This window comes from Mumia sp. zg.B17, from assembly GCF_019550915.1.
GTDB lineage: Bacteria > Actinomycetota > Actinomycetes > Propionibacteriales > Nocardioidaceae > Mumia.
Genome location: NZ_JAHWCI010000009.1, coordinates 29,025 through 47,469 on the forward strand (window position 1 = coordinate 29,025; position 18,445 = coordinate 47,469).

Here is an 18,445-nt window from a genome sequence, read left to right on the forward strand (position 1 = left end):
CGCATGTCCGCCCGATCCGACGGTGCCTCCACCCGTGACCGCATCCTCGACGCCTTCGAGATGCTCCTCGTCGAGGGCGGCGGCAGGATCGCCACGCTGGACGCCGTCGCAGCCCGCGCCGAGGTGTCGAAGGGCGGCCTGCTCTACCACTTCCCGAGCAAGGACGCGATGGTCGACGCCATGCTCGACCGGCTCCGAGAGCAGGGCCGCGCCGACGTCCTGAAGATGAAGGACGCCCCGCAGGGACCGGTCCGCTACTACCTGGAGACGTCCGTCGACACCGGGTCGGCGTTCGACCGCGGGCTGATCGCCGCCTCCCGCGTCGCGCAGGACGACGTCCGAGCGCGCGAGACGTTGGCGGAGCTCCGCAACGGGTGGTTCGCCGTCCTGGCCGAGCACTACGGCGACGACGCGCTCGCCCGTACGGTCCAGCTCATCGGTGACGGGCTCTACTTCGACGACACCACGGGTCTCGCGCACAAGCGGTCGCTGGAGCACGTCCGCGACGTCCTCGGCCGCCTCGACGCCCTCTGACGAGACGGGTCAGCGCCGCCCGACGAGGAAGTAGGCGAGCGGCCCGACGGGCTGCACGAAGCATCCGGCGATCCACGCCGCCTTCGGTCCGCGGAGGCGCGTCGAGGGCGTACGGGCGAGGCTCGTCAACGCCGCGGTGGTGAGCACGACCTCGGCAGCTCCCACGAGGACCACGGCACGCCTCTGGCGCGTGGTGAGGTCGGACCATCGTGTCGTCATGCCGTTCACCGTACTCGCGCCCGGCCCGCCGGCGGGTCACTGGCCGGGCGTCACGGCACCCAGAGCGTGCCACCCGCCGCAACCCCGCCGGAGCCGTGGGTGATCGCCGCGACCAGCTCCGCGATCGGCGCCACCGCACCCGGGTGTGCGGCGGCGGTGAGGACGACGTCACCCGCGCCGTAGTCGACGCCGAGGATCGCGACCCCGCGGGCACGCAGCTCGTTCTCGACCTTGCCGACCTCCCCGTGCGAGACCGTGACCTCGACGCGCGTGCGCAGCTCGCGGCGCACGACACCGGCCGCGTCCAGGGCGGCGGCCGTCGTCTCGGAGTAGGCGCGGACCAGCCCACCGGCACCGAGCAGGGTCCCACCGAACCAGCGGGTGACCACCGCGACGACGTCGCGGACCTCACGCCGTACGAGGACCTCGAGCATCGGCGCTCCCGCCGTACCGCTCGGCTCGCCGTCGTCGTTGCTGCGCTGGAGTGCCCCGTCCGCGCCGATCACGAAGGCCGAGCAGTGGTGGCGTGCGTCCCAGAACCGGCGTCGGGCCTCAGCAACGTACGCGCGCGCCTCGTCCTCGGAGTCGACCCGTCGCACCCACCCGAGGAAGCGCGATCCCTTGACCTCGATCGCGGCCTCCGCCGCGCCAGCGGGGACGAGATAGTGGTCGCGCGCCACAGGACCTCCCGCCGATGTGCCAGGATCGCCAACAGTTGCCATCCGATCGTGGCCGAACCGTCACAGTTTGCGGAAGCGCTGGACACCCCCGCTCGCTTATGGTCAGCGGGATCACGTCTCTCGAGGAGCCCCTGATGCGACCCACTCACCGTACTCTGCTGCGTCGGAGCACCGTCTTCGCCGCAACCGCCGCCCTCGTGGCAGCCCCGTTGTCCTTCGCCCCGTCGGCGTCGGCGGCGCCCGCGGACGAGGTGAAGCTCACCTTCCTCGGCATCAACGACTTCCACGGCAGGATCGACAGCAACGCCGTGAAGTTCGCCGGCACGGTCGAGCAGCTGCGCGCTGCCGCGGGCGAGGACAGCACGGTCTTCGTCGCCGCCGGTGACAACTTCGGTGCCTCTCTCTTCGCGTCGGCCGTCGACCAGGACAACCCGACGATCGACGTCCTCAAGGCCCTCCAGCTCGACAACTCCGCCGTCGGCAACCACGAGTTCGATCAGGGCTTCGCCGACCTCACCGACCGTGTGGTCCCACGGATGGGCGACAACCGCTTCGGCACACCGGTCTTCCTCGGCGCCAACGTGTACGAGAAGGGCACCGACGACCCGGCCCTTCCCGAGTACGCGCAGTACACGGTGAAGGGCGTCGACGTCGCGATCGTCGGCGTCGTGACCGAGGAGACCAAGTCCCTGGTGCGGCCCGCAGGCATCGCCGACCTCGAGTTCGGAGACCCCGTCGAGGCGGTCAACCGCGTCGCCGGCGAGCTCAAGGACGGCAACGACGCCAACGGCGAGGCAGACGTGGTGATCGCCAGCTACCACGAGGGCGCGCCGCTCTCCGAGCCCGCCGCGACGCTGCCGCAGCAGGTGGCCGCGAGCCCCGTCTTCGCGCACCTGGTCAACGACACGGTCGCCGCGGTCGACGCGATCTTCACCGGCCACACCCACCAGCGCTACGCCTACGACGCGCCCATCCCAGGCAGCACGGGCACACGCCCGTTGGTGCAGTCCGGCAACTACGGCGAGGGGGTCGCCAAGGTCGAGCTCACCGTCGACACCGCGACCGACGACGTGACCGCGTACACCCGCGCGGTCGTCGCCCGCACCACCACCGCCGACGCCGACCTGGTCGCGCAGTACCCGCGGGTCGCTGCGGTCAAGACGATCGTCGACGCCGCGCTCGCCCGCGCTGCCGAGGTCGGCAACGTTCGCAAGGCCACGATCACCGACGACATCACCACCGCGCTCACCGGCGGCACCTACCAGGACGGCCGCTACTTCCACCCGACACCGACCGCCAGCGGTGTCCGCGACGACCGCGGCTCGGAGTCGACCCTGGGCGGCCTCGTCGCCAACGCACTGCGTGAGCGCCTCGGCGACGACCTGGGCGGCAACGCCGAGATCGGCGTCGTGAACCCGGGCGGTCTGCGCTCCGACCTCATGTACGCCCCCGACACCACCGTGCCGACCGACGCCGACGGTGTGGTGACGTACGCGCAGGCCAACGCCGTGCTCCCGTTCGCCAACAACCTGTGGTCGGTGACGCTGACCGGTGAGCAGTTCGTCACGATGCTCGAGCAGCAGTGGCAGCGCGACGCAGACGGCAACGTGCCCAGCCGCTCGTACCTTCAGCTCGGCCTCTCCGACAACGTCTCCTACACGTTCCACGAGGTCGACGACCCGGCGAACCCTGGCGCCAAGAAGGGCGTCATCGACTCGGTGACGATCGACGGAGCGCCGCTCGACCCCACCAAGAACTACCGGGTCGGCACCTTCAGCTTCCTCGCGACCGGCGGTGACAACTTCCGAGTCTTCACCGAGGGCGAGGCGCCCAAGGACTCCGGTCTCGTCGACCGAGACGCGTGGATCGCCTACCTCGAGGAGAGCTCGCCGCTCAGCCCGTCGTTCGCCCGCCGCTCGGTCCGGCAGGACGGCTCGATCCCCAGCGACCTGAAGATCGGCGACACGGTGGAGATCGGTCTCTCTGGCCTCGACATGACGTCGCTCGACAGCCCTCAGAACACGACGGTGACAGCACGGTTCGGCAACACGGTCGTCGGCACCTTCCCGGTGGTCAACGGCGCTGCGGACATCACCCTGAAGGTCCCCGCCACGGCCGGCGGAGCCCGCGCGCTGACCTTCACCGCGGCACCGTCCGGGACGACGGTGACGTTCCCCGTGTCGGTCCCGAAGTCGGCGTCCTCGCTGAAGGCCGTCGTGCGCGGCGCCGAGTACGGCAAGGGCGGCGCCGTCCAGGTGACCGTCACCCGCCGACCGCCACCGGCACCGTGACCGTCAAGGCCGGCACGAAGGTCCTCGGCACCGGCTCCGTCAAGAACGGCAAGGTCACGGTCCCGATCAAGAAGAAGGCGCTGCGACCCGGCCGTCACACCCTCACCGTCACCTACTCCGGTGACAGCAGGACCAGCGCGTCCAGCACGACGGTCGCGCTCTCGGTCGCCAAGGCGGCCTCGACCACCAAGGCGAAGAAGAAGACCCGCACGATCCGGGCGAAGAGGACGAAGGCGAAGGTCTCCGTCGTCGTCCGCACCACGACCGGGGTGCCGGCCAACGGGAAGGTCGTCGTGACCTTCAAGGGCAACAAGGTCGGCACGGCCACCGTCCGCAACGGCCGGGCGACGGTCACTCTCAAGAAGTTCAGGAGCAAGGGCACGAAGAAGCTCCGGATCACCTACCGAGGCTCCTCCACCGTGAAGGCCAGCAGCGACACGCTGACCGTCACCGTCAAGAAGCGCCGCTGACCGCACGGATCCAGGAGGATCACCAGTGTCTTCATCTCTTCGACGCGCCGTCCGGACGACGTCGCTCCTCGCCGCGGGCGCGCTCGCGGCGGGGACGCTCGCCGCGGTCGCCGCTCCCGCCAGCGCCGCACCGGCCGACCATCTCGTCATCAACGAGGCCTACCTCAACGGCGGGAGCGCCGGCGCGACGTACCTCAACAAGTTCGTCGAGCTCCACAACCCGACCAGCGAGCCGGTGACGGTGGACGGATGGACGGTGCAGTACCGCTCCTACTCGTCGACCTCGGCGTTCACCGGCAAGATCGCCCTGTCGGGGACGATCCCGGCCGGGGGTCACTACCTGCTGAGCGGCAACGCCAATGCGGCCAACGGTGCTCCGCTGCCGACGCCCGACGTGACGTCCACGATCGCCTTCTCGGGCAACGCCAACGGGGGCACGCTCGCCCTGACCAAGACCGCCGACACGCTCACCGGTGACGGTGCCGCCGTGCTCGCCGACCCTGATGTGGTCGACCTCCTCGGGTACGGCGTGTCCACCACCGCGGAGACCGCCCCGAAGGCTGACGGCTACTCGGTGACGTCGTCGCTCAACCGCACCGGTGGAGCAGACACGGACGACAACAGCGCCGACTTCACGGCCGGTGCGCCGACACCGACCGCGTGCGGACAGGCGTGCGTCCCAGGCCCGAACCCTGTCGTCGAGCGGACCGTCGCCGCCATCCAGGGCACCGGCGACGCCAGCCCGTACGTCGGTGACACCGTCATCACGCAGGGCGTGGTCACGGCCGCGTACAAGACCGGCGGCTTCAACGGGTTCTACCTCCAGACCGCGGGCAGCGGCGGCGAGGACGACACGACTCCGGACGCCTCCGACGGCATCTTCGTCTTCGGCGGCGCCGCGGTCGCCCTGGTCGAGAAGGACGACCACGTCAAGGTGACGGGTCCGGTCAGCGAGTTCGGCGGGATGACCCAGCTCACCCCGGCCGCAGCCGACGTCGTCGTGCTCGACGAGCCGGCGGAGGCGGTCAAGCCGACCCCGCTCGCACTGCCCCTCGGCGACGCGGGTCGCGAGCGGCTCGAGGGCATGCTCGTCGCCCCGGCGGGTCCGTTGACCGTGACGAACAACTACACCACCAACACGTTCGCCGAGATCGGCCTCGCGGCCGGTGACTCTCCCCTGTACGTCCCGACCGAGGTCGCGGCTCCGGGCGCCGCCTCGCAGGCCGTGAAGGCGGAGAACGCGACCCGTCGCATCACCCTCGACGACGGCTCCTCGACCAACTACACCGGTGCCGGCAAGAACACGCCTCAACCGTGGATCGACGACGACACGACGATCCGGGTCGGGGCGACGGCGACGTTCACCAAGGACGTGGTCCTCGACTACCGCAACAGCACCTGGAAGCTCCAGCCCACCGCGCAGCTCACCGCCGACGACGCCAACGGGGTCCTCCCGGCGACGTTCAGCGGGGCGGAGCGTCCTGCCTCGCCGCCGGCCGTCGGGGGCGACTTCAGCCTCGCCGCGTTCAACGTCCTCAACTACTTCGTCACCACCGGTGAGGAGTACGAGGCCACCACCGGCATCTCGTGCACGTACTTCGTCGACCGCGAGGGTGTCCCGACGACGGTCGACGAGTGCGTCGGCCAGGCGGGTCCCCGTGGCGCCGCGACCGCCGTCCAGCTTGAGCGCCAGGAGAAGAAGATCGTGGCCGCGATCAACGCTCTCGACGCCGACGTGGTCTCGCTCGAGGAGATCGAGAACTCCGTGAAGTTCGGCAAGGACCGCGACGCGGCCCTCGCCGCGCTCACCCAGGCGCTCAACGAGGCTGCCGGCGCCGGCACGTGGGCGTACGTCCCGTCGCCCGACGCCGCGGCGCTGCCTCCGGTCGCCGACCAGGACTTCATCCGTACGGCGTTCATCTACAAGCCGGCGGTCCTGGCGCCGGTCGGTGCGTCGACGGTGCTCGTCGGCGAACCCGCGTTCGACGACGCCCGCGAGCCGCTCGCCCAGGCGTTCCAGCCGGTCGCCGGCACCGAGGACGACCGCTTCGTCGCGATCGTCAACCACTTCAAGTCGAAGCGGTCCGGCACGCCCGACGCCGACCAGGGGGCGGGCACGGTGGAGCGGGTGGCCCAGGCCCGCGCGCTGGTCGCGTTCGCCGACACCGTCAAGGAGACGGCGGGCACCGACAAGGTCTATCTGTCGGGCGACTTCAACGCCTACTCCCAGGAGGACCCGATCACCGTCCTGCGGGAGGCCGGCTACGTCGATCTCGAGGAGACCTACGACACCGCCGAGACCTACCAGTTCGACGGCGAGATCGGGTCTCTCGACCACGTGCTCGCGTCGCCCGCCGCGGCGGCGGACATCACGGGCATGGGCGTCTGGTCCATCAACGCCATGGAGTCGATCGCCTACGAGTACAGCCGCTACAACGGCAACGCGACCAACTTCTACGACGCAGGCCCGTTCCGCTCGAGCGACCACGACCCGGCGCTCGTCGGGATCGCCCTCGAGGAGCAGCTGACCCCGACGACGGTGCGCGCCGTGGCGACGCCCGGTCTCTCCCCGCTGTTCGGTCCGATCGTCGCGGCCCAGGTGAAGCCTCGCGCCACGGGGACGGTCCAGGTCCTCAAGGGCGACAGCGTCCTCGCCAGCCAGCGGCTCGTCGCAGGCGTGACGCTCGTGGCGGTCCCGGCCAGGGCACTCAAGCCGGGGACCCACCAGCTCACGGTCCGCTACACCGGTGACGCGACGCACGCGCCGTCGGAGACCACGGTGACCGCGCGGGTGCTCGGGTTCTGACGGTCACGGCGGGGTCGTCCTGGTGGCGACCCCGCCGTGCACGGTCGCGGCCTCCGTGGCTGACATGAAGGCTCCCGTACGAGGACTTCGTCCGCCGCTACCGCGACGAGCTTTCGACCGAGGAGGAGCGCGCGGCGCTGGACGCCCTCAGGGATATCCCTGAGATCCGGGATATGAGGCAAGGATCGGACCCGTGCGACGCTAACCTGGTCGGACTATGCGGAACATGACGACCGATCTCCTGACGTGGGCCGCGCAGCGGACGGTCCTGAGGTCGCAGAGGGACGGGATCGACCTCTCCAAGCTCACCTTCGTCCCCAACCGGTGGCTGATGCCGCTGCGCCGGGACGGCCTCGACCCCATCCCGGCGCTCGGCAAGGTCCGGGCCGAGGCCCCGGTGAAGCGGCTCGCGAGCCTGTTCGGGATGAACATCTGGCTGGTGACCGGTCACACCGAGTCGCTGGCGGTGCTCGCCGACCGCACCTCGTACAGCAACGACATCCGGCCGTTCGTCGGCACCGTCGGCGCGGCCGACGGTGACATCGGCGGCCTCGGCTTCACCGATCCACCCGAGCACACACGGCTTCGCAAGCTGCTCACCCCCGAGTTCACGATGCGTCGCCTGGCGCGGCTGACGCCCAAGATCACCGAGATCATCGAGCACCAGCTCGACGTCATGGAGCAGAAGGGCCCCGACGTCGACCTGATGGAGGACTTCGCCTTCGCCGTGCCGTTCCTGGTGATCTGCGAGCTTCTCGGGCTCCCCGACGAGTCCCGTGAGGAGTTCTTCGCGCTGGGATCGGCGCGCTTCGACGTCTCGGGGGGCGGCGCCGGCAGCTTCGGTGCCATCTCGGAGTCACGGACGTTCCTCATGAACGCCACCAAGGCGCAGCGCGACAACCCAGGTGACGGACTCATCGGCAAGATCATCGAGGAGGTCGGTGACGCGATCTCCGACTACGACCTCGGCGGTCTCGCCGACGGCGTCTTCACCGGCGGGCACGAGACCACCGCCAGCACGATCGCGCTGGGCGCGCTGGTGCTGATGGGTGATCCTGCCGCCCGCACGCAGCTCATCAAGGACGACACGTTCGCCAACAGCGTCGTGGAGGAGATGCTGCGCTATCTCACCGTCGTGCAGCTGGCGTTCCCGCGCTTCGCCAAGGCCGAGCACGACCTCTTCGGCGAGCGCATCGCCAAGGGCGACGTGGTCGTGTGCTCGTTGTCCGGCGCCAACCGCGACCACCGCACCGGCGGCCCCGACCTCGAGAACTTCAACCCTCACCGCGACTGGCCCGTGTCGCACGTCGCGTTCGGTCACGGGTTCCACCGCTGCGTCGGTGCGGAGCTCGCGCGCATGGAGCTGCGCTCGGCCTACCCCCGCCTCTTCCGCCGCTTCCCCGACATGACGCTCGCGTGCGACCCGCGCGAGCTCAGGTTCCGGCAGCGCTCGATCGTCTACGGCGTGGAGTCAATGCCGGTCCGTCTGTACGGCTGACGACGTCGCGTCGCGACCCGTCCAGCACAACGCCCCACGGCCCTGGTCGCAGCGTGGGGCGTTGGCGTCCAGGGGCCTACGCGAGCGCCTTCAGGTCCTTGCGGATCATGAAGGCCGTGATCAGCCAGACCACGCCGAGCGCCAGGGCGTAGATGCCGATCAGGATGATGAGCGTCGCGAAGCCGAGATCGGGCCAGACGAAGAGCAGGATGCCGAAGACGATCGAGACGACACCGGAGGCGAGCAGCCAGCCCCACCCGCTGCCGGGGACCTGACGGACCTGGAGGGATCCCGAGATCTCGAGCACGCCGATCATGATCGACCAGAAGGCGATCAGGAGGACGAGCGCGAGAGCCACCGTCACCGGCGCGCGGAAGGCGATGATGCCGGCAGCGATGCCGAGGACGCCCTCGAGCAGCAGCCACCCCCACGACCGGCCGCCCCCGGTGATGATGCTGACGAGGGCGATGATGCCGTCAACCAGCGCCCAGACGCCGAACAGCACGATGATCACGCGGGCGGTCGGTCCGGGCCAGACCAGCGCGACGATGCCGAGGACGACGGCGAGGAGTCCTCGGACGACGACGATCCACCACGCGGTTCTCGCCGCCGAGGTGATGGCTCCTGCAAGATCCGTCATGTCTCGCACACTAGGGGCGCCGAGGGTGGTGAGCACGGGGACACGCGGGCGTACGGGCGTACGGGCGTGAGACGCTGGGACCATGGCGACCGGGTCGACGCAGGGCAGCCCCCGCCGCGGGCGCCCCGGCTACGACCAGGAGACGGTGCTGCGGCGGGCGATCGATGTCTTCATCCGGCAGGGGTACGACGCCACCAGCGTGGGTGACCTCGCCCGCGAGCTCGGTCTGACCAAGTCCGCGATCTACCACCACGTGCCCAGCAAGGAGCACCTTCTCGCCCTCGCGCTCGACGAGGCGCTCGACAGTCTCGAGGCCGTGATCGACGAGGCGTCCCGGCCGCAGGACGGCTCGGCGTACGAGCGCCTGCGCACGGCGGTGCGGGAGAGCGTGGCGGTGCTGGTGGCTCACCTGCCGTCGGTGACCCTGCTGTTGCGCGTACACGGCAACAGCGAGGTCGAGCTCCGTGCGCTCGCCCGCCGACGTCAGATCGACGAGCGGTTGGCGGCGCTCGTCCAGGAGGCCGTCGACGACGGGTCGCTGCGCAGGGACATCGCACCGGACCTGATCAGCAGGCTCATCTTCGGCACGGTGAACTCGCTCGTCGAGTGGTACCGGCCGGATGGTCCGGTCGACGCGCAGGTTCTGGCCGGCGCGGTCGCGACGCTGGCCTTCGACGGGCTCGCCGTACGCCCGTGACCCGCGCGTCGCGGTGACGTGCCCGGCTCAGCGCCCGGGCGTGGGGCCGAGGGTGCGGCTGCGCCCGCGGAACTCCGCGACCACCGTCGCGTCGGACCGGCGGCGTACCGTCACGTCGTAGACCCCCGACCGCCCTCGCTGTGACCGTTGCGACGCCTCGGCGACGAGCGTGTCGCCGTGGCGGGCGGGCTCGAGAAACGTGATGTCGAATCCCGCGGCGACAGTGGGCGTGCCGTCGCCGTTGCAGGCGAGCGCGAAGGCGCTGTCGGCGAGCGTCGCGACGAGGCCACCGTGGCACAGGTCGTGCCCGTTGACCATGTCCTCACGCACCTCCATCGACACCCGGGCGCTGCCGGGCTGCAGCTCCTCAAGCCTCATCCCGAGCGCTCGGCTCGCCTCGTCGGCCTCCCACATCGCCTCGCTCACGCGTCGAAGTCCACGGTCACGCTGTCGGCGACCGGCCGGGACTGGCAGGTCAGCACGAACCCCCGCTCGAGCTCCTCGGGAGTGAGGGCGTAGTTGCGCCGCATCTCCACCTCGCCGTCGCACAGCATCGCCCGGCAGGTCCCGCACACCCCGCCCTTGCACGCGAACGGCAGGTCCGCGCGCACCTGCTGGACCCCCTCGAGCACGGTGGTCGACCGCGGCACCGTGGCGGTCGTCCGCCGTCCGTCGAGGACGACGGTCACCTCGCTGGTCGCGCCGTCGGCGACGGCATCGACGCGCTGCACCTCCGGAGGCGGCTCGTCGACGTAGAAGAGCTCGGCGTGGACCCGCTCGGGCGGCACGCCGAGATCGGCGAGGACGGCCCGGGCGTCGAGGAGCATCGGGTGCGGTCCGCACACCCACGCGTGGTCGACGTCGCTCACGGGCACGAGCAGAGTGAGGAGCTGTCGGAGCCTGGCGGCGTCGAGCCGGCCGGAGAAGAGCTCGACGTCGCGGGGCTCTCGCGACAGCACTTGCACCAGCTCGAGCCGAGGGCCGTACCGGTCCTTGAGGTCCGCGAGCTCCTCGGCGAACATCACCGTGGTCGTGGTGCGGTTGCCGTACAGGAGGGTGACCGACGCGTCCGGGTGGGTGAGGACGGTGCTCGCGATGGACAGCATCGGCGTGATGCCCGACCCAGCGGCGATGCACAGGTGCCGGCCGCCTCGGTCCGGGTCGGCGCGGAAGCTCCCGGTCGGGGTCTGCACGTCGATGACCGTGTCCGGTCCGACCTCTCGGGACAGCCAGCGCGAGAACAGTCCGTCCGGGATCTCGCGCACACCGATCCGGAGGGCGGCGCCGACAGGGGCACAGATCGAGTACGACCGGCGCTCCTCACGGCCCTCGACGACGCGGCGCAGGGTGACCGACTGACCGGCGGCGAACGCGAACTGGTCGGCGAGGTCCGCAGGCACCGCGAATGTCACCGCCACCGCGTCGTCGGTCAGCCGCTCCACGTCCGCGACGGGCAGCGGGTGGAAGCGGGCGCTACGGCGCTGGGGGGGTGCCGGTGTTGTCACCGTCATCAGATCTCCTTGACGTGCTCGAACGGCTCCCAGCACGTCTGGCACCGATAGAGCGCGGTGCACGGCGTCGGGCCGAACTCCGACGAGACCTCCGTCGACGCCGATCCGCAGCGCGGGCAGGTGACGGCCCGCCGTACCGGCGCGAGGGTGAGGGGGACGGGGCCGTCGTGGCGGAGCGCGGGTCCGGGCACGGACAGTCCGTGCTCGGCGAGAGCCTCGCGTCCACGCGCGGTGATCCAGTCGCTCGACCAGGCGGGGGAGAGCACCAGCTCGACGTGGACGTCGGCGAACCCTGCCTCCTGGAGGCTCCGGACCAGGTCGTCGCGCATCGTGGCGACGGCCGGGCAGCCCGAGTAGGTCGGAGTGAGGCGTACGACGACCCGGCCGTCGCCGCCGATCTCGACGCCCCGCAGGACTCCCAGGTCGTCGAGGGTGAGCATGGGCATCTCGGGATCGGTGACGCGCCGGACGACCTCGTACGCGGCGTGCCCCGACGTCGGGCCAGCGGCGCGGGTCGACACCATGATCACCACCGCCCTGTCGGGTGGGCCCGCGCCACGACCTGCATCTCGGCGAGCATCCGGCCGAACGCCTCGGTGTGCAGCCCGTCGCGGCCGGTCCGCCCTTGCACGCCGGCCAGTCCCGCTGCGTCGGGACGTGCGACGTCGGCGGCGGCGAACACCTGCCCGAGGACGTCGTCGACCTCGTCGCCGACCGTCGTCGGGTCGACGCCGACGCCGCACTGCGCGAGGCGGCTCTCCACCGCGTGCCCCTTGGTGAGCTCTGGCCGCATCGGCCACAGCCGGTCCAGAGCGGCGAGGAGACGGGCACGCGACCCCTCCGTGCCCTGGGCCAGCGTCACGAACCAGCGTCCGGCGTAGTCCCGGTGGTAGGTCAGCTCCTTGACGCCCTTCGAGGCGACCGCGGCGAGGACGGGGTCGCTGCTGTCGCGCAGCCGTGACAGCAGCGCCAGCCGCCAGGTCGCGAAGACGAGGAGCCGCACCACCGCCTCGGCGAAGTCGGCGTCCTCGCCTTCGACGAGCCGCACGTTGAGGAAGTCCTGGTCGCCGCGGAAGTAGGCGAGCGCGTCCTCGGCCGGCACCGGTGACCCCTCCGGGAGTGTCGGGACGACGGCCGGGTCGGCGGCGGAAGCGCGGGTCAGCAGCAGACGGGCCTGGCCGAGCAGGTCCAGCGCGATGTTGGCGAGGGCGACGTCGTCCTCGAGCTCGGGAGCGTTGCTGCACCACTGCGAGAGCCGGTGCGACATCACGAGCGCGTCGTCGGCGAGCATCAGCGAGTAGGTTGCGAGGTCGCGCGGCGAGACGCCTTCCGGCACGGCCGCCGCCTCGCCCGCCCCGAGGCCGGCGAGCGGGTCCTCGAACCCGGTGCCGAAGGCCCAGTGCGCGGCGTCGCCACCGCCGTAGAGGTCCTCGTACGGGCTGGTCTGCGTCGAGGTCTCGGGATCGTGGGACATGCTCACCTCCTCACAGGTGCGGGACGTCCTCGGGGATGTCGTAGAACGTGGGGTGCCGATAGACCTTGTCACCGCTCGGGGCGAACAGCGGGTCCTTCTCGTCGGGACTCGACGCGGTGATCGCGTCGGCACGGACGACCCAGATGCTTACGCCCTCGTTGCGCCGGGTGTAGACGTCGCGCGCGTGCCGCACCGCCATCTCGTCATCGGCGGCGTGCAGGGAGCCGACGTGGACGTGGTTGAGGCCTCGCTTGCCGCGGACGAACACCTCGTACAACGGCCACTCGCCCTTGACCCCGGTCATGCGTCCACCTGCTTCGCCGCGAACGCCATCGCCGCCTCACGGACCCACGCGCCCTCGTCGTGGGCCCGCCGGCGGTGCGCGATCCGCTGGGCGTTGCACGGCCCGTTGCCGCCGACCACCTGCGCGAACTCCTCCCAGTCGGGAGAGCCGAAGTCGTAGTGCCCCCGGTCGGCGTTCCACGCGAGCTCAGGGTCGGGCAGGGTGACGCCGAGGGCCTCGGCCTGCGGCACGGACATGTCGACGAACTTCTGGCGTAGGTCGTCGTTGGTGTCGCGCTTGATGCCCCAGGCCATCGACTGCGCCGTGTTGGGCGACTGGTCGTCGGGCGGACCGAACATCATCAGCGACGGCCACCAGAAGCGGTCGACCGACTCCTGGACCATCGCGCGCTGCTCGTCGGTGCCGCGCATCATCGTCATCAGGAGCTCGTAGCCCTGCCGCTGGTGAAACGACTCCTCCTTGCAGATCCGGATCATCGCCCGCCCGTAGGGCCCGTAGGACGTCCGGCACAGCGGCACCTGGTTGCAGATGGCGGCGCCGTCGACCAGCCAGCCGATCGTGCCGACGTCGGCATAGGAGAGCGTCGGATAGTTGAAGATCGAGGAGTACTTCTGGCGCCCCTCCAGGAGCATCTGGGTGAGCTCGTCGCGCGAGACCCCGAGCGTCTCGGTCGCTGAGTAGAGGTACAGCCCGTGACCGGCCTCGTCCTGCACCTTCGCGAGCAGGATCGCCTTGCGACGCAGAGACGGAGCCCGCGTGATCCAGTTGCCCTCCGGCTGCATCCCGATGATCTCGGAGTGCGCGTGCTGCGCGATCTGCCGTACGAGCGTCTTGCGGTAGCGCTCGGGCATCCAGTCGCGCGGCTCGATGCGGTCGTGCTGGGCCACGGTGTGCTCGAAGTCCTCGAGGAGCTGCGCCTCGTCGACCGTCGTCGTCATGGTGCCTCCGGTTCGCACATTACTGACCGATCGGTCTGTAAATCGTGACACACCGTCGCCGTGAAGGCAATCCCCGCCGGGAGGCGGCGCCCGTTCTGGGCCTGTCGGTCAGTCGGCGAGAACGTTGCGGACGACCGTCTCGTCCTTCAGGAGCGCTCTCGCGACAGGTCCCGACAGCTTCCAGTACGCCACGCCGGCGACAACGAGGACACCCGCCCCGATGACACGGACCACATCGCTCAGCGAGTCGGGCGCCGGCGACGTCACGTCGAGCACGACGAAGAGGAGGAATCCGAGGAAGAAAAGGGCATACACGCCCTTGGACAGCACCGAGTGCATCCGAACGTGACCGGCAAGAAGCGCCCAGACCGAGCCAACCTGCAGCATCGGCGCGAGTGCCGCCACCACCAGCACGGCGGGCCACGGTCGACCGAGCACCACCGTGACGACAAGCAGCGACATGAAGAGGAGACCAAACTCGTCGACAAGGACGCTCTGGGCCTCCCGAGCCTCGTCCTCGCTGATCGTGACCTCGCCTGACATCCGCTCTCCGATCGTCCCACTGCCACCTCGCGTCCCGGGAAGGTAGCACTGCCCAGCACGCGCGCGGGGCTGATGCAAGAACGACAGACATTTACTGACCGATCGTTCTGCAATAGCGTGGACCGAAGACCGCGCCGACGACGTCGAGGGGGACACGTGAGCACGCTGCTGGAGAGCTACACCGCAGGCCGTTGGTACGCCGCACCGGACGAGGGCCGCCCACTCCTCGACGCCTCGACCGGTGAGGTCGTCGCGACGATCTCGAGCACCGGTCTCGACCTCGGCGCCATGGTCGCGTACGCCCGCGAGGTCGGCGGTCCCGCGCTCCGCAGCCTCACGTTCCACGAGCGGGCCGGGATCCTCAAGGCTCTGGCGAAGCACCTGGGCGCCGGCAAGGACGAGCTCTACCGGCTGTCGGCGTGCGCCGGCGCCACCGAGCGTGACGCGATGGTCGACGTCGACGGCGGCATCGGCACCCTCTTCTCCTACGCGAGCAAGGGCACGCGCGAGCTGCCCAACGACACGATCGTCCTCGACGGTCGGCCGGAACCCCTCGGGAAGGGCGGGACCTTCGTCGGACAACACGTCTTCACGTCGCGTCCCGGCGTCGCGGTCCAGATCAACGCCTTCAACTTCCCGGCGTGGGGGATGCTCGAGAAGCTCGCCCCCGCCTTCCTCGCGGGGCTCCCCACGATCGTGAAGCCGGCCAGCCCCACCGCGTACGTCGCCGAGGCCCTCGTGCGCCGGATCATCGAGTCCGGCCTCCTGCCCGACGGCACCCTCCAGCTCGTCGCCGGCAGCGCAGGGACGCTCCTCGACGAGCTCGGCCCGCAGGACTCGGTCGCCTTCACCGGCTCCGCGCACACGGCGAACGTGCTGCGAGCCCACCCGTCGGTCGCCACCGGCGGCGTACGGCTCGGCGTCGAGGCCGACTCCCTGAACTGCTCCATCCTGGGCCCCGACGTCACCGCCGACGACCCCGAGCTCGACCTCTTCGTGAAGGGCGTCGTCACCGAGATGACGGTCAAGGCGGGCCAGAAGTGCACCGCGATCCGCCGCGTCCTCGTCCCGGCAGGCATGGCCGACACGGTGGTCGACGCGATCGCCGCACGCCTCGCGCGGGTCACGGTCGGCGACCCTCGCGATGCCGGTGTCCGCATGGGCCCGCTCGCGAGCCTCGCCCAGCGCGACGAGGTCCGCAAGGCCGTCGAGGCGCTGCGCAGCTCCGCGGAGATCGTCTACGGCGACCCGGACCGCGTGGAGGGCGTCGACGGCGACGCTGAGCGCGGCGCCTTCATGGCGCCGGTGCTGCTGCGGGCGCGAGATGGCGCGACCGAGCCGCACGACGTCGAGCCGTTCGGTCCGGTGAGCACGGTGCTCACCTACGACGGCCTCGACGACGCGATCGCGCTGGCGGCCCGCGGTCGCGGGAGCCTGGTGGGCTCGCTCGTGACCCACGACCCCGCCGTGGCGCGCACGCTCACCCTCGGGCTCACGCCGTGGCACGGCCGCATCCTCGTCCTCGACCGCGACGACGCCGCCGAGTCGACCGGTCACGGCTCACCGCTCCCGGTCCTCGTCCACGGCGGGCCCGGCCGGGCCGGTGGGGGCGAGGAGCTGGGTGGCATCCGCAGCGTCCTCCACCACATGCAGCGCACGGCCGTCCAGGCCTCGCCGGACATGCTCACCGCGATCACCGGCCGCTGGACGCCGGGGTCCGACCGCCGGGAGGCCTCGGTCCACCCGTTCCGCAAGAGCCTGGCCGACCTGCGCGTCGGCGACACGATCGCCTCGGAGCCACGGACGGTGACGCGGGAGGACATCGACGCGTTCGCGGCACTCACCGGCGACACGTTCTATGCCCACACCGACGAGGCGGCCGCGGCGGCGAACCCGCTCTTCGGCGGCATCGTGGCGCACGGCTATCTCCTGGTGTCGCTCGCCGCCGGTCTCTTCGTCGACCCTGACCCAGGGCCGGTGCTGGCCAACTTCGGCGTCGACAACCTGCGTTTCCTCACCCCGGTCAAGGCCGACGACGCGATCGCGGTGACGCTCACCGTCAAGGAGATCACCCCGCGCACGACGGCCGACTACGGCGAGGTTCGGTGGGACGCACAGGTGACGAACCGCGACAGCGAGCCGGTCGCGACGTACGACGTCCTGACGCTGGTCGCGAAGACCTGGGACGCCTGACAGCACCTGCTGCTTCTCGATCTTCCGTGACAACGGGTCTCGACGGGGCGCGCCTCTGTGTGCGACAGTTCACGGCAGATCGAAACGGTGTTCCATTAATGGGAACAGCGATCACCGAGGAGCAGCGCCCATGCGTACCCCCGCACGTACGACCGCGACCGCCGTAGCGCTGGTGACGACGTCCGTCGCCGTGGTGGCGGCCAGTCTCTCGCCGGCGATGGCCGAGCCGCCCGAGTTCACCCGCACCCTCGTCACCGAGGACGCCGTCGGCCCGGCCTTCACCGCCGTCGGCGACGTGGTCGGTGACCCGCGCCCGGAGCTGGTGTCGACCACCTATGGGGCTCTCACCATGCAAGGGCCGGCCGCACTCCCTGAGCCGGGCAGCGTCACGCTCTACACGAACGCCGGCCGCCGGCGCGGCGGAGGCGTCGACACCTGGAAGACCACTCCGGTGATCGAGCCGTCCGACGGGATCATCTTCCCGAGCGAGCCGACGCTCGCCGACGTCGACGGAGACGGTGACGTCGACGTCATCCAGCCCGCGGGCTACTTCTGGGACAGCGGCATGGGATTCAGCCGCGGCTCGCTGACCTGGTGGGAGAACCGCGACACCCCGCGCAGCGTCCGTGAGGTCCTCGCGCTCGCGAAGTGCGCCGTCGCCTCCCGTGGCGCCTCGCAGCTCAAAGAGTGCCGCGCCCGGCTGCGCGACTGGAAGCGTCACGACATCCTCACCGACAGCCCGTTCGCCTATCACGACCTCCAGCACGTGGACTTCGACGGCGACGGGCGCAAGGATCTCGTCACAGTCGGCGAACAGGGCTTCAACGCCTCCGACACGACCGACGACGTCGTCGCGCTGCAGTTCTTCAAGGGCGACGGCAAGGGCAGGTTCGCCGCTCCCGTCACCCTGGCCGACCGCGGCGGGAGCAGCCCGGTGGTCACCGACGTCGACGGAGACGGTGACCTCGACGTCGCGTCGGCGCAGTACTTCGGGGTGAGCCCTGCGGTGCTCGGGCCGCCCACCGGCGAGGCGTCGTTCGTCTGGTTCGAGCGGGTCGGCGACGCCGCCGACGGCCTCACCGCGTCCGACTTCGTGATGCACGAGATCAGCCGCGGGCAGGGACCGTCGTTCAGCATCCACCGCGTCGAGAACCTGTTCGGCGACGGGACCGATCGCTGGGTCGGCGTGAACCACACGAACACGACGCCCGGCAACCCCGGCCCCCCGGTGTTCCTCCGCGCCAAGCCCGACGTCTTCCTCATGACCCCGGGAGCCGACCCCCGCACCCCCTGGACGGTTGCTCCGCTGGCCGCCGGCGTCGACCCGGGCGCCGACTTCACGGCGAGCCCACGCCCGGGGCAGGCGGCGCCCGGCAAGACGGGATTCGGCGACATCGACGGCGACGGCGACCTCGACCTCGCGGTGTCCGGCGACGGGGCGTTCCGCCTCTACTGGCTCGAGCAGACGGCCCCGGGCACCTTCCAGCAGCACGTGCTGCCCGAGTCGGAAGGCTGGGGGCAGGCCGGCGGCGCCAAGATCGCCGACCTCGACCGCGACGGCACCAACGACATCACGTTCTCGAGCTTCGAGAACAACAAGATCGGGATCTGGAGCCCGACGTCCTGATCCACGTCTGACTCCGTGAT

Annotated in this window: 18 protein-coding genes; 8 read left to right on the top strand and 10 right to left on the bottom strand. The window is 70.7% G+C overall.

What is annotated here, in order from left to right; translation table 11 throughout:
* Positions 1-3 precede the first annotated feature (3 nt).
* A complete protein-coding gene (locus KV097_RS17105) occupies positions 4-534 on the top strand; it encodes a TetR/AcrR family transcriptional regulator (protein ID WP_220342837.1) in 531 nt (176 codons plus the stop codon).
* Positions 535-543: 9 nt separating this feature from the next.
* Here the strand turns inward: KV097_RS17105 and KV097_RS17110 are convergent, their stop codons facing one another.
* Both KV097_RS17110 and KV097_RS17115 read right to left on the bottom strand, forming a co-directional pair.
* Positions 544-753, bottom strand: coding sequence for a PLD nuclease N-terminal domain-containing protein (locus KV097_RS17110; RefSeq protein WP_220345724.1), 210 nt, complete (start codon positions 751-753; stop codon positions 544-546).
* 50 nt (positions 754-803) lie between these two features.
* Positions 804-1,433, bottom strand: a complete 630-nt coding sequence (locus tag KV097_RS17115) for a YigZ family protein (protein ID WP_308289478.1) — start codon at positions 1,431-1,433, stop codon at positions 804-806.
* A gap of 134 nt (positions 1,434-1,567) precedes the next feature.
* On the opposite strand from KV097_RS17115, the gene KV097_RS17120 reads away from it, so the two are divergent.
* The 4 genes from KV097_RS17120 to KV097_RS17135 all read left to right on the top strand — a co-directional run bounded on the left by KV097_RS17120 (position 1,568) and on the right by KV097_RS17135 (position 8,498).
* Positions 1,568-3,724 carry a bifunctional UDP-sugar hydrolase/5'-nucleotidase gene (locus KV097_RS17120; RefSeq protein ID WP_220366592.1) on the top strand — a complete coding sequence of 719 codons (2,157 nt, stop codon included), beginning with the start codon at positions 1,568-1,570 and terminating at the stop codon, positions 3,722-3,724.
* Positions 3,721-4,194 (top strand): Ig-like domain repeat protein, encoded by a 474-nt coding sequence (locus KV097_RS17125; RefSeq protein WP_220366593.1) that lies wholly within the window; start codon positions 3,721-3,723, stop codon positions 4,192-4,194. Before KV097_RS17120 ends, KV097_RS17125 begins: the two co-directional genes overlap by 4 nt.
* A gap of 25 nt (positions 4,195-4,219) precedes the next feature.
* Positions 4,220-7,000: an ExeM/NucH family extracellular endonuclease gene (locus KV097_RS17130; protein ID WP_220366594.1), complete on the top strand. Its 2,781-nt coding sequence runs from the start codon at positions 4,220-4,222 to the stop codon at positions 6,998-7,000.
* A 226-nt stretch (positions 7,001-7,226) separates the two neighbouring features.
* Positions 7,227-8,498, top strand: a complete 1,272-nt coding sequence (locus KV097_RS17135; RefSeq protein ID WP_255559818.1) for a cytochrome P450 — start codon at positions 7,227-7,229, stop codon at positions 8,496-8,498.
* Between the two features lie 76 nt (positions 8,499-8,574).
* Here KV097_RS17135 and KV097_RS17140 read toward each other — a convergent pair whose 3' ends face one another.
* Entirely contained in the window at positions 8,575-9,138 is a 564-nt protein-coding gene (locus KV097_RS17140; RefSeq protein WP_220366595.1) for an HdeD family acid-resistance protein, read from the bottom strand.
* A gap of 82 nt (positions 9,139-9,220) precedes the next feature.
* Between KV097_RS17140 and KV097_RS17145 the strand changes: the two genes are divergently transcribed.
* A complete protein-coding gene (locus tag KV097_RS17145) occupies positions 9,221-9,835 on the top strand; it encodes a TetR/AcrR family transcriptional regulator (protein ID WP_220366596.1) in 615 nt (204 codons plus the stop codon).
* Between the two features lie 27 nt (positions 9,836-9,862).
* Here KV097_RS17145 and paaI read toward each other — a convergent pair whose 3' ends face one another.
* From paaI to KV097_RS17180, 7 genes are all read right to left on the bottom strand, one after another.
* On the bottom strand, positions 9,863-10,261 hold the full coding sequence (gene paaI, locus KV097_RS17150; protein WP_301021671.1) for a hydroxyphenylacetyl-CoA thioesterase PaaI: 399 nt from the start codon (positions 10,259-10,261) through the stop codon (positions 9,863-9,865).
* Positions 10,258-11,346, bottom strand: a complete 1,089-nt coding sequence (gene paaE / locus KV097_RS17155) for a 1,2-phenylacetyl-CoA epoxidase subunit PaaE (protein ID WP_220366597.1) — start codon at positions 11,344-11,346, stop codon at positions 10,258-10,260. Before paaE ends, paaI begins: the two co-directional genes overlap by 4 nt.
* Positions 11,346-11,870, bottom strand: a complete 525-nt coding sequence (gene paaD / locus KV097_RS17160) for a 1,2-phenylacetyl-CoA epoxidase subunit PaaD (RefSeq protein WP_220366598.1) — start codon at positions 11,868-11,870, stop codon at positions 11,346-11,348. The genes paaE and paaD overlap by 1 nt, the downstream gene beginning before the upstream one ends.
* A 2-nt stretch (positions 11,871-11,872) precedes the next feature.
* The gene (gene paaC / locus KV097_RS17165) at positions 11,873-12,820 is read right to left on the bottom strand and encodes a 1,2-phenylacetyl-CoA epoxidase subunit PaaC (protein ID WP_220345716.1); all 948 of its coding nucleotides are present in this window, start codon (positions 12,818-12,820) and stop codon (positions 11,873-11,875) included.
* A 10-nt stretch (positions 12,821-12,830) separates the two neighbouring features.
* On the bottom strand, positions 12,831-13,124 hold the full coding sequence (paaB, locus tag KV097_RS17170) for a 1,2-phenylacetyl-CoA epoxidase subunit PaaB (RefSeq protein ID WP_220366599.1): 294 nt from the start codon (positions 13,122-13,124) through the stop codon (positions 12,831-12,833).
* Entirely contained in the window at positions 13,121-14,062 is a 942-nt protein-coding gene (gene paaA / locus KV097_RS17175) for a 1,2-phenylacetyl-CoA epoxidase subunit PaaA (protein WP_220366600.1), read from the bottom strand. The genes paaB and paaA overlap by 4 nt, the downstream gene beginning before the upstream one ends.
* Positions 14,063-14,170: 108 nt before the next feature.
* Entirely contained in the window at positions 14,171-14,605 is a 435-nt protein-coding gene (locus tag KV097_RS17180; RefSeq protein WP_220366601.1) for a hypothetical protein, read from the bottom strand.
* 156 nt (positions 14,606-14,761) lie between these two features.
* Between KV097_RS17180 and paaZ the strand changes: the two genes are divergently transcribed.
* A complete protein-coding gene (gene paaZ, locus KV097_RS17185; protein WP_220366602.1) occupies positions 14,762-16,798 on the top strand; it encodes a phenylacetic acid degradation bifunctional protein PaaZ in 2,037 nt (678 codons plus the stop codon).
* A gap of 130 nt (positions 16,799-16,928) precedes the next feature.
* Complete coding sequence (locus tag KV097_RS17190; protein WP_220366603.1) at positions 16,929-18,425, top strand: VCBS repeat-containing protein; 1,497 nt, start codon at positions 16,929-16,931, stop codon at positions 18,423-18,425.
* The last annotated feature ends 20 nt before the right edge of the window (positions 18,426-18,445 follow it).

Coding starts and splice junctions, on each gene's coding strand:
- KV097_RS17120 (WP_220366592.1), top strand. CDS start 1,568: ATGCGACCCACTCACCGTACTCTGCTGCGTCGGAGCACCGTCTTCGCC.
- paaC (WP_220345716.1), bottom strand. CDS start 12,820: ATGTCCCACGATCCCGAGACCTCGACGCAGACCAGCCCGTACGAGGAC.
- KV097_RS17190 (WP_220366603.1), top strand. CDS start 16,929: ATGCGTACCCCCGCACGTACGACCGCGACCGCCGTAGCGCTGGTGACG.
- KV097_RS17105 (WP_220342837.1), top strand. CDS start 4: ATGTCCGCCCGATCCGACGGTGCCTCCACCCGTGACCGCATCCTCGAC.
- KV097_RS17140 (WP_220366595.1), bottom strand. CDS start 9,138: ATGACGGATCTTGCAGGAGCCATCACCTCGGCGGCGAGAACCGCGTGG.
- paaA (WP_220366600.1), bottom strand. CDS start 14,062: ATGACGACGACGGTCGACGAGGCGCAGCTCCTCGAGGACTTCGAGCAC.
- KV097_RS17135 (WP_255559818.1), top strand. CDS start 7,227: ATGACGACCGATCTCCTGACGTGGGCCGCGCAGCGGACGGTCCTGAGG.
- KV097_RS17145 (WP_220366596.1), top strand. CDS start 9,221: ATGGCGACCGGGTCGACGCAGGGCAGCCCCCGCCGCGGGCGCCCCGGC.
- KV097_RS17110 (WP_220345724.1), bottom strand. CDS start 753: ATGACGACACGATGGTCCGACCTCACCACGCGCCAGAGGCGTGCCGTG.
- KV097_RS17180 (WP_220366601.1), bottom strand. CDS start 14,605: ATGTCAGGCGAGGTCACGATCAGCGAGGACGAGGCTCGGGAGGCCCAG.
- paaB (WP_220366599.1), bottom strand. CDS start 13,124: ATGACCGGGGTCAAGGGCGAGTGGCCGTTGTACGAGGTGTTCGTCCGC.
- paaE (WP_220366597.1), bottom strand. CDS start 11,346: ATGACGGTGACAACACCGGCACCCCCCCAGCGCCGTAGCGCCCGCTTC.
- paaD (WP_220366598.1), bottom strand. CDS start 11,870: ATGGTGTCGACCCGCGCCGCTGGCCCGACGTCGGGGCACGCCGCGTAC.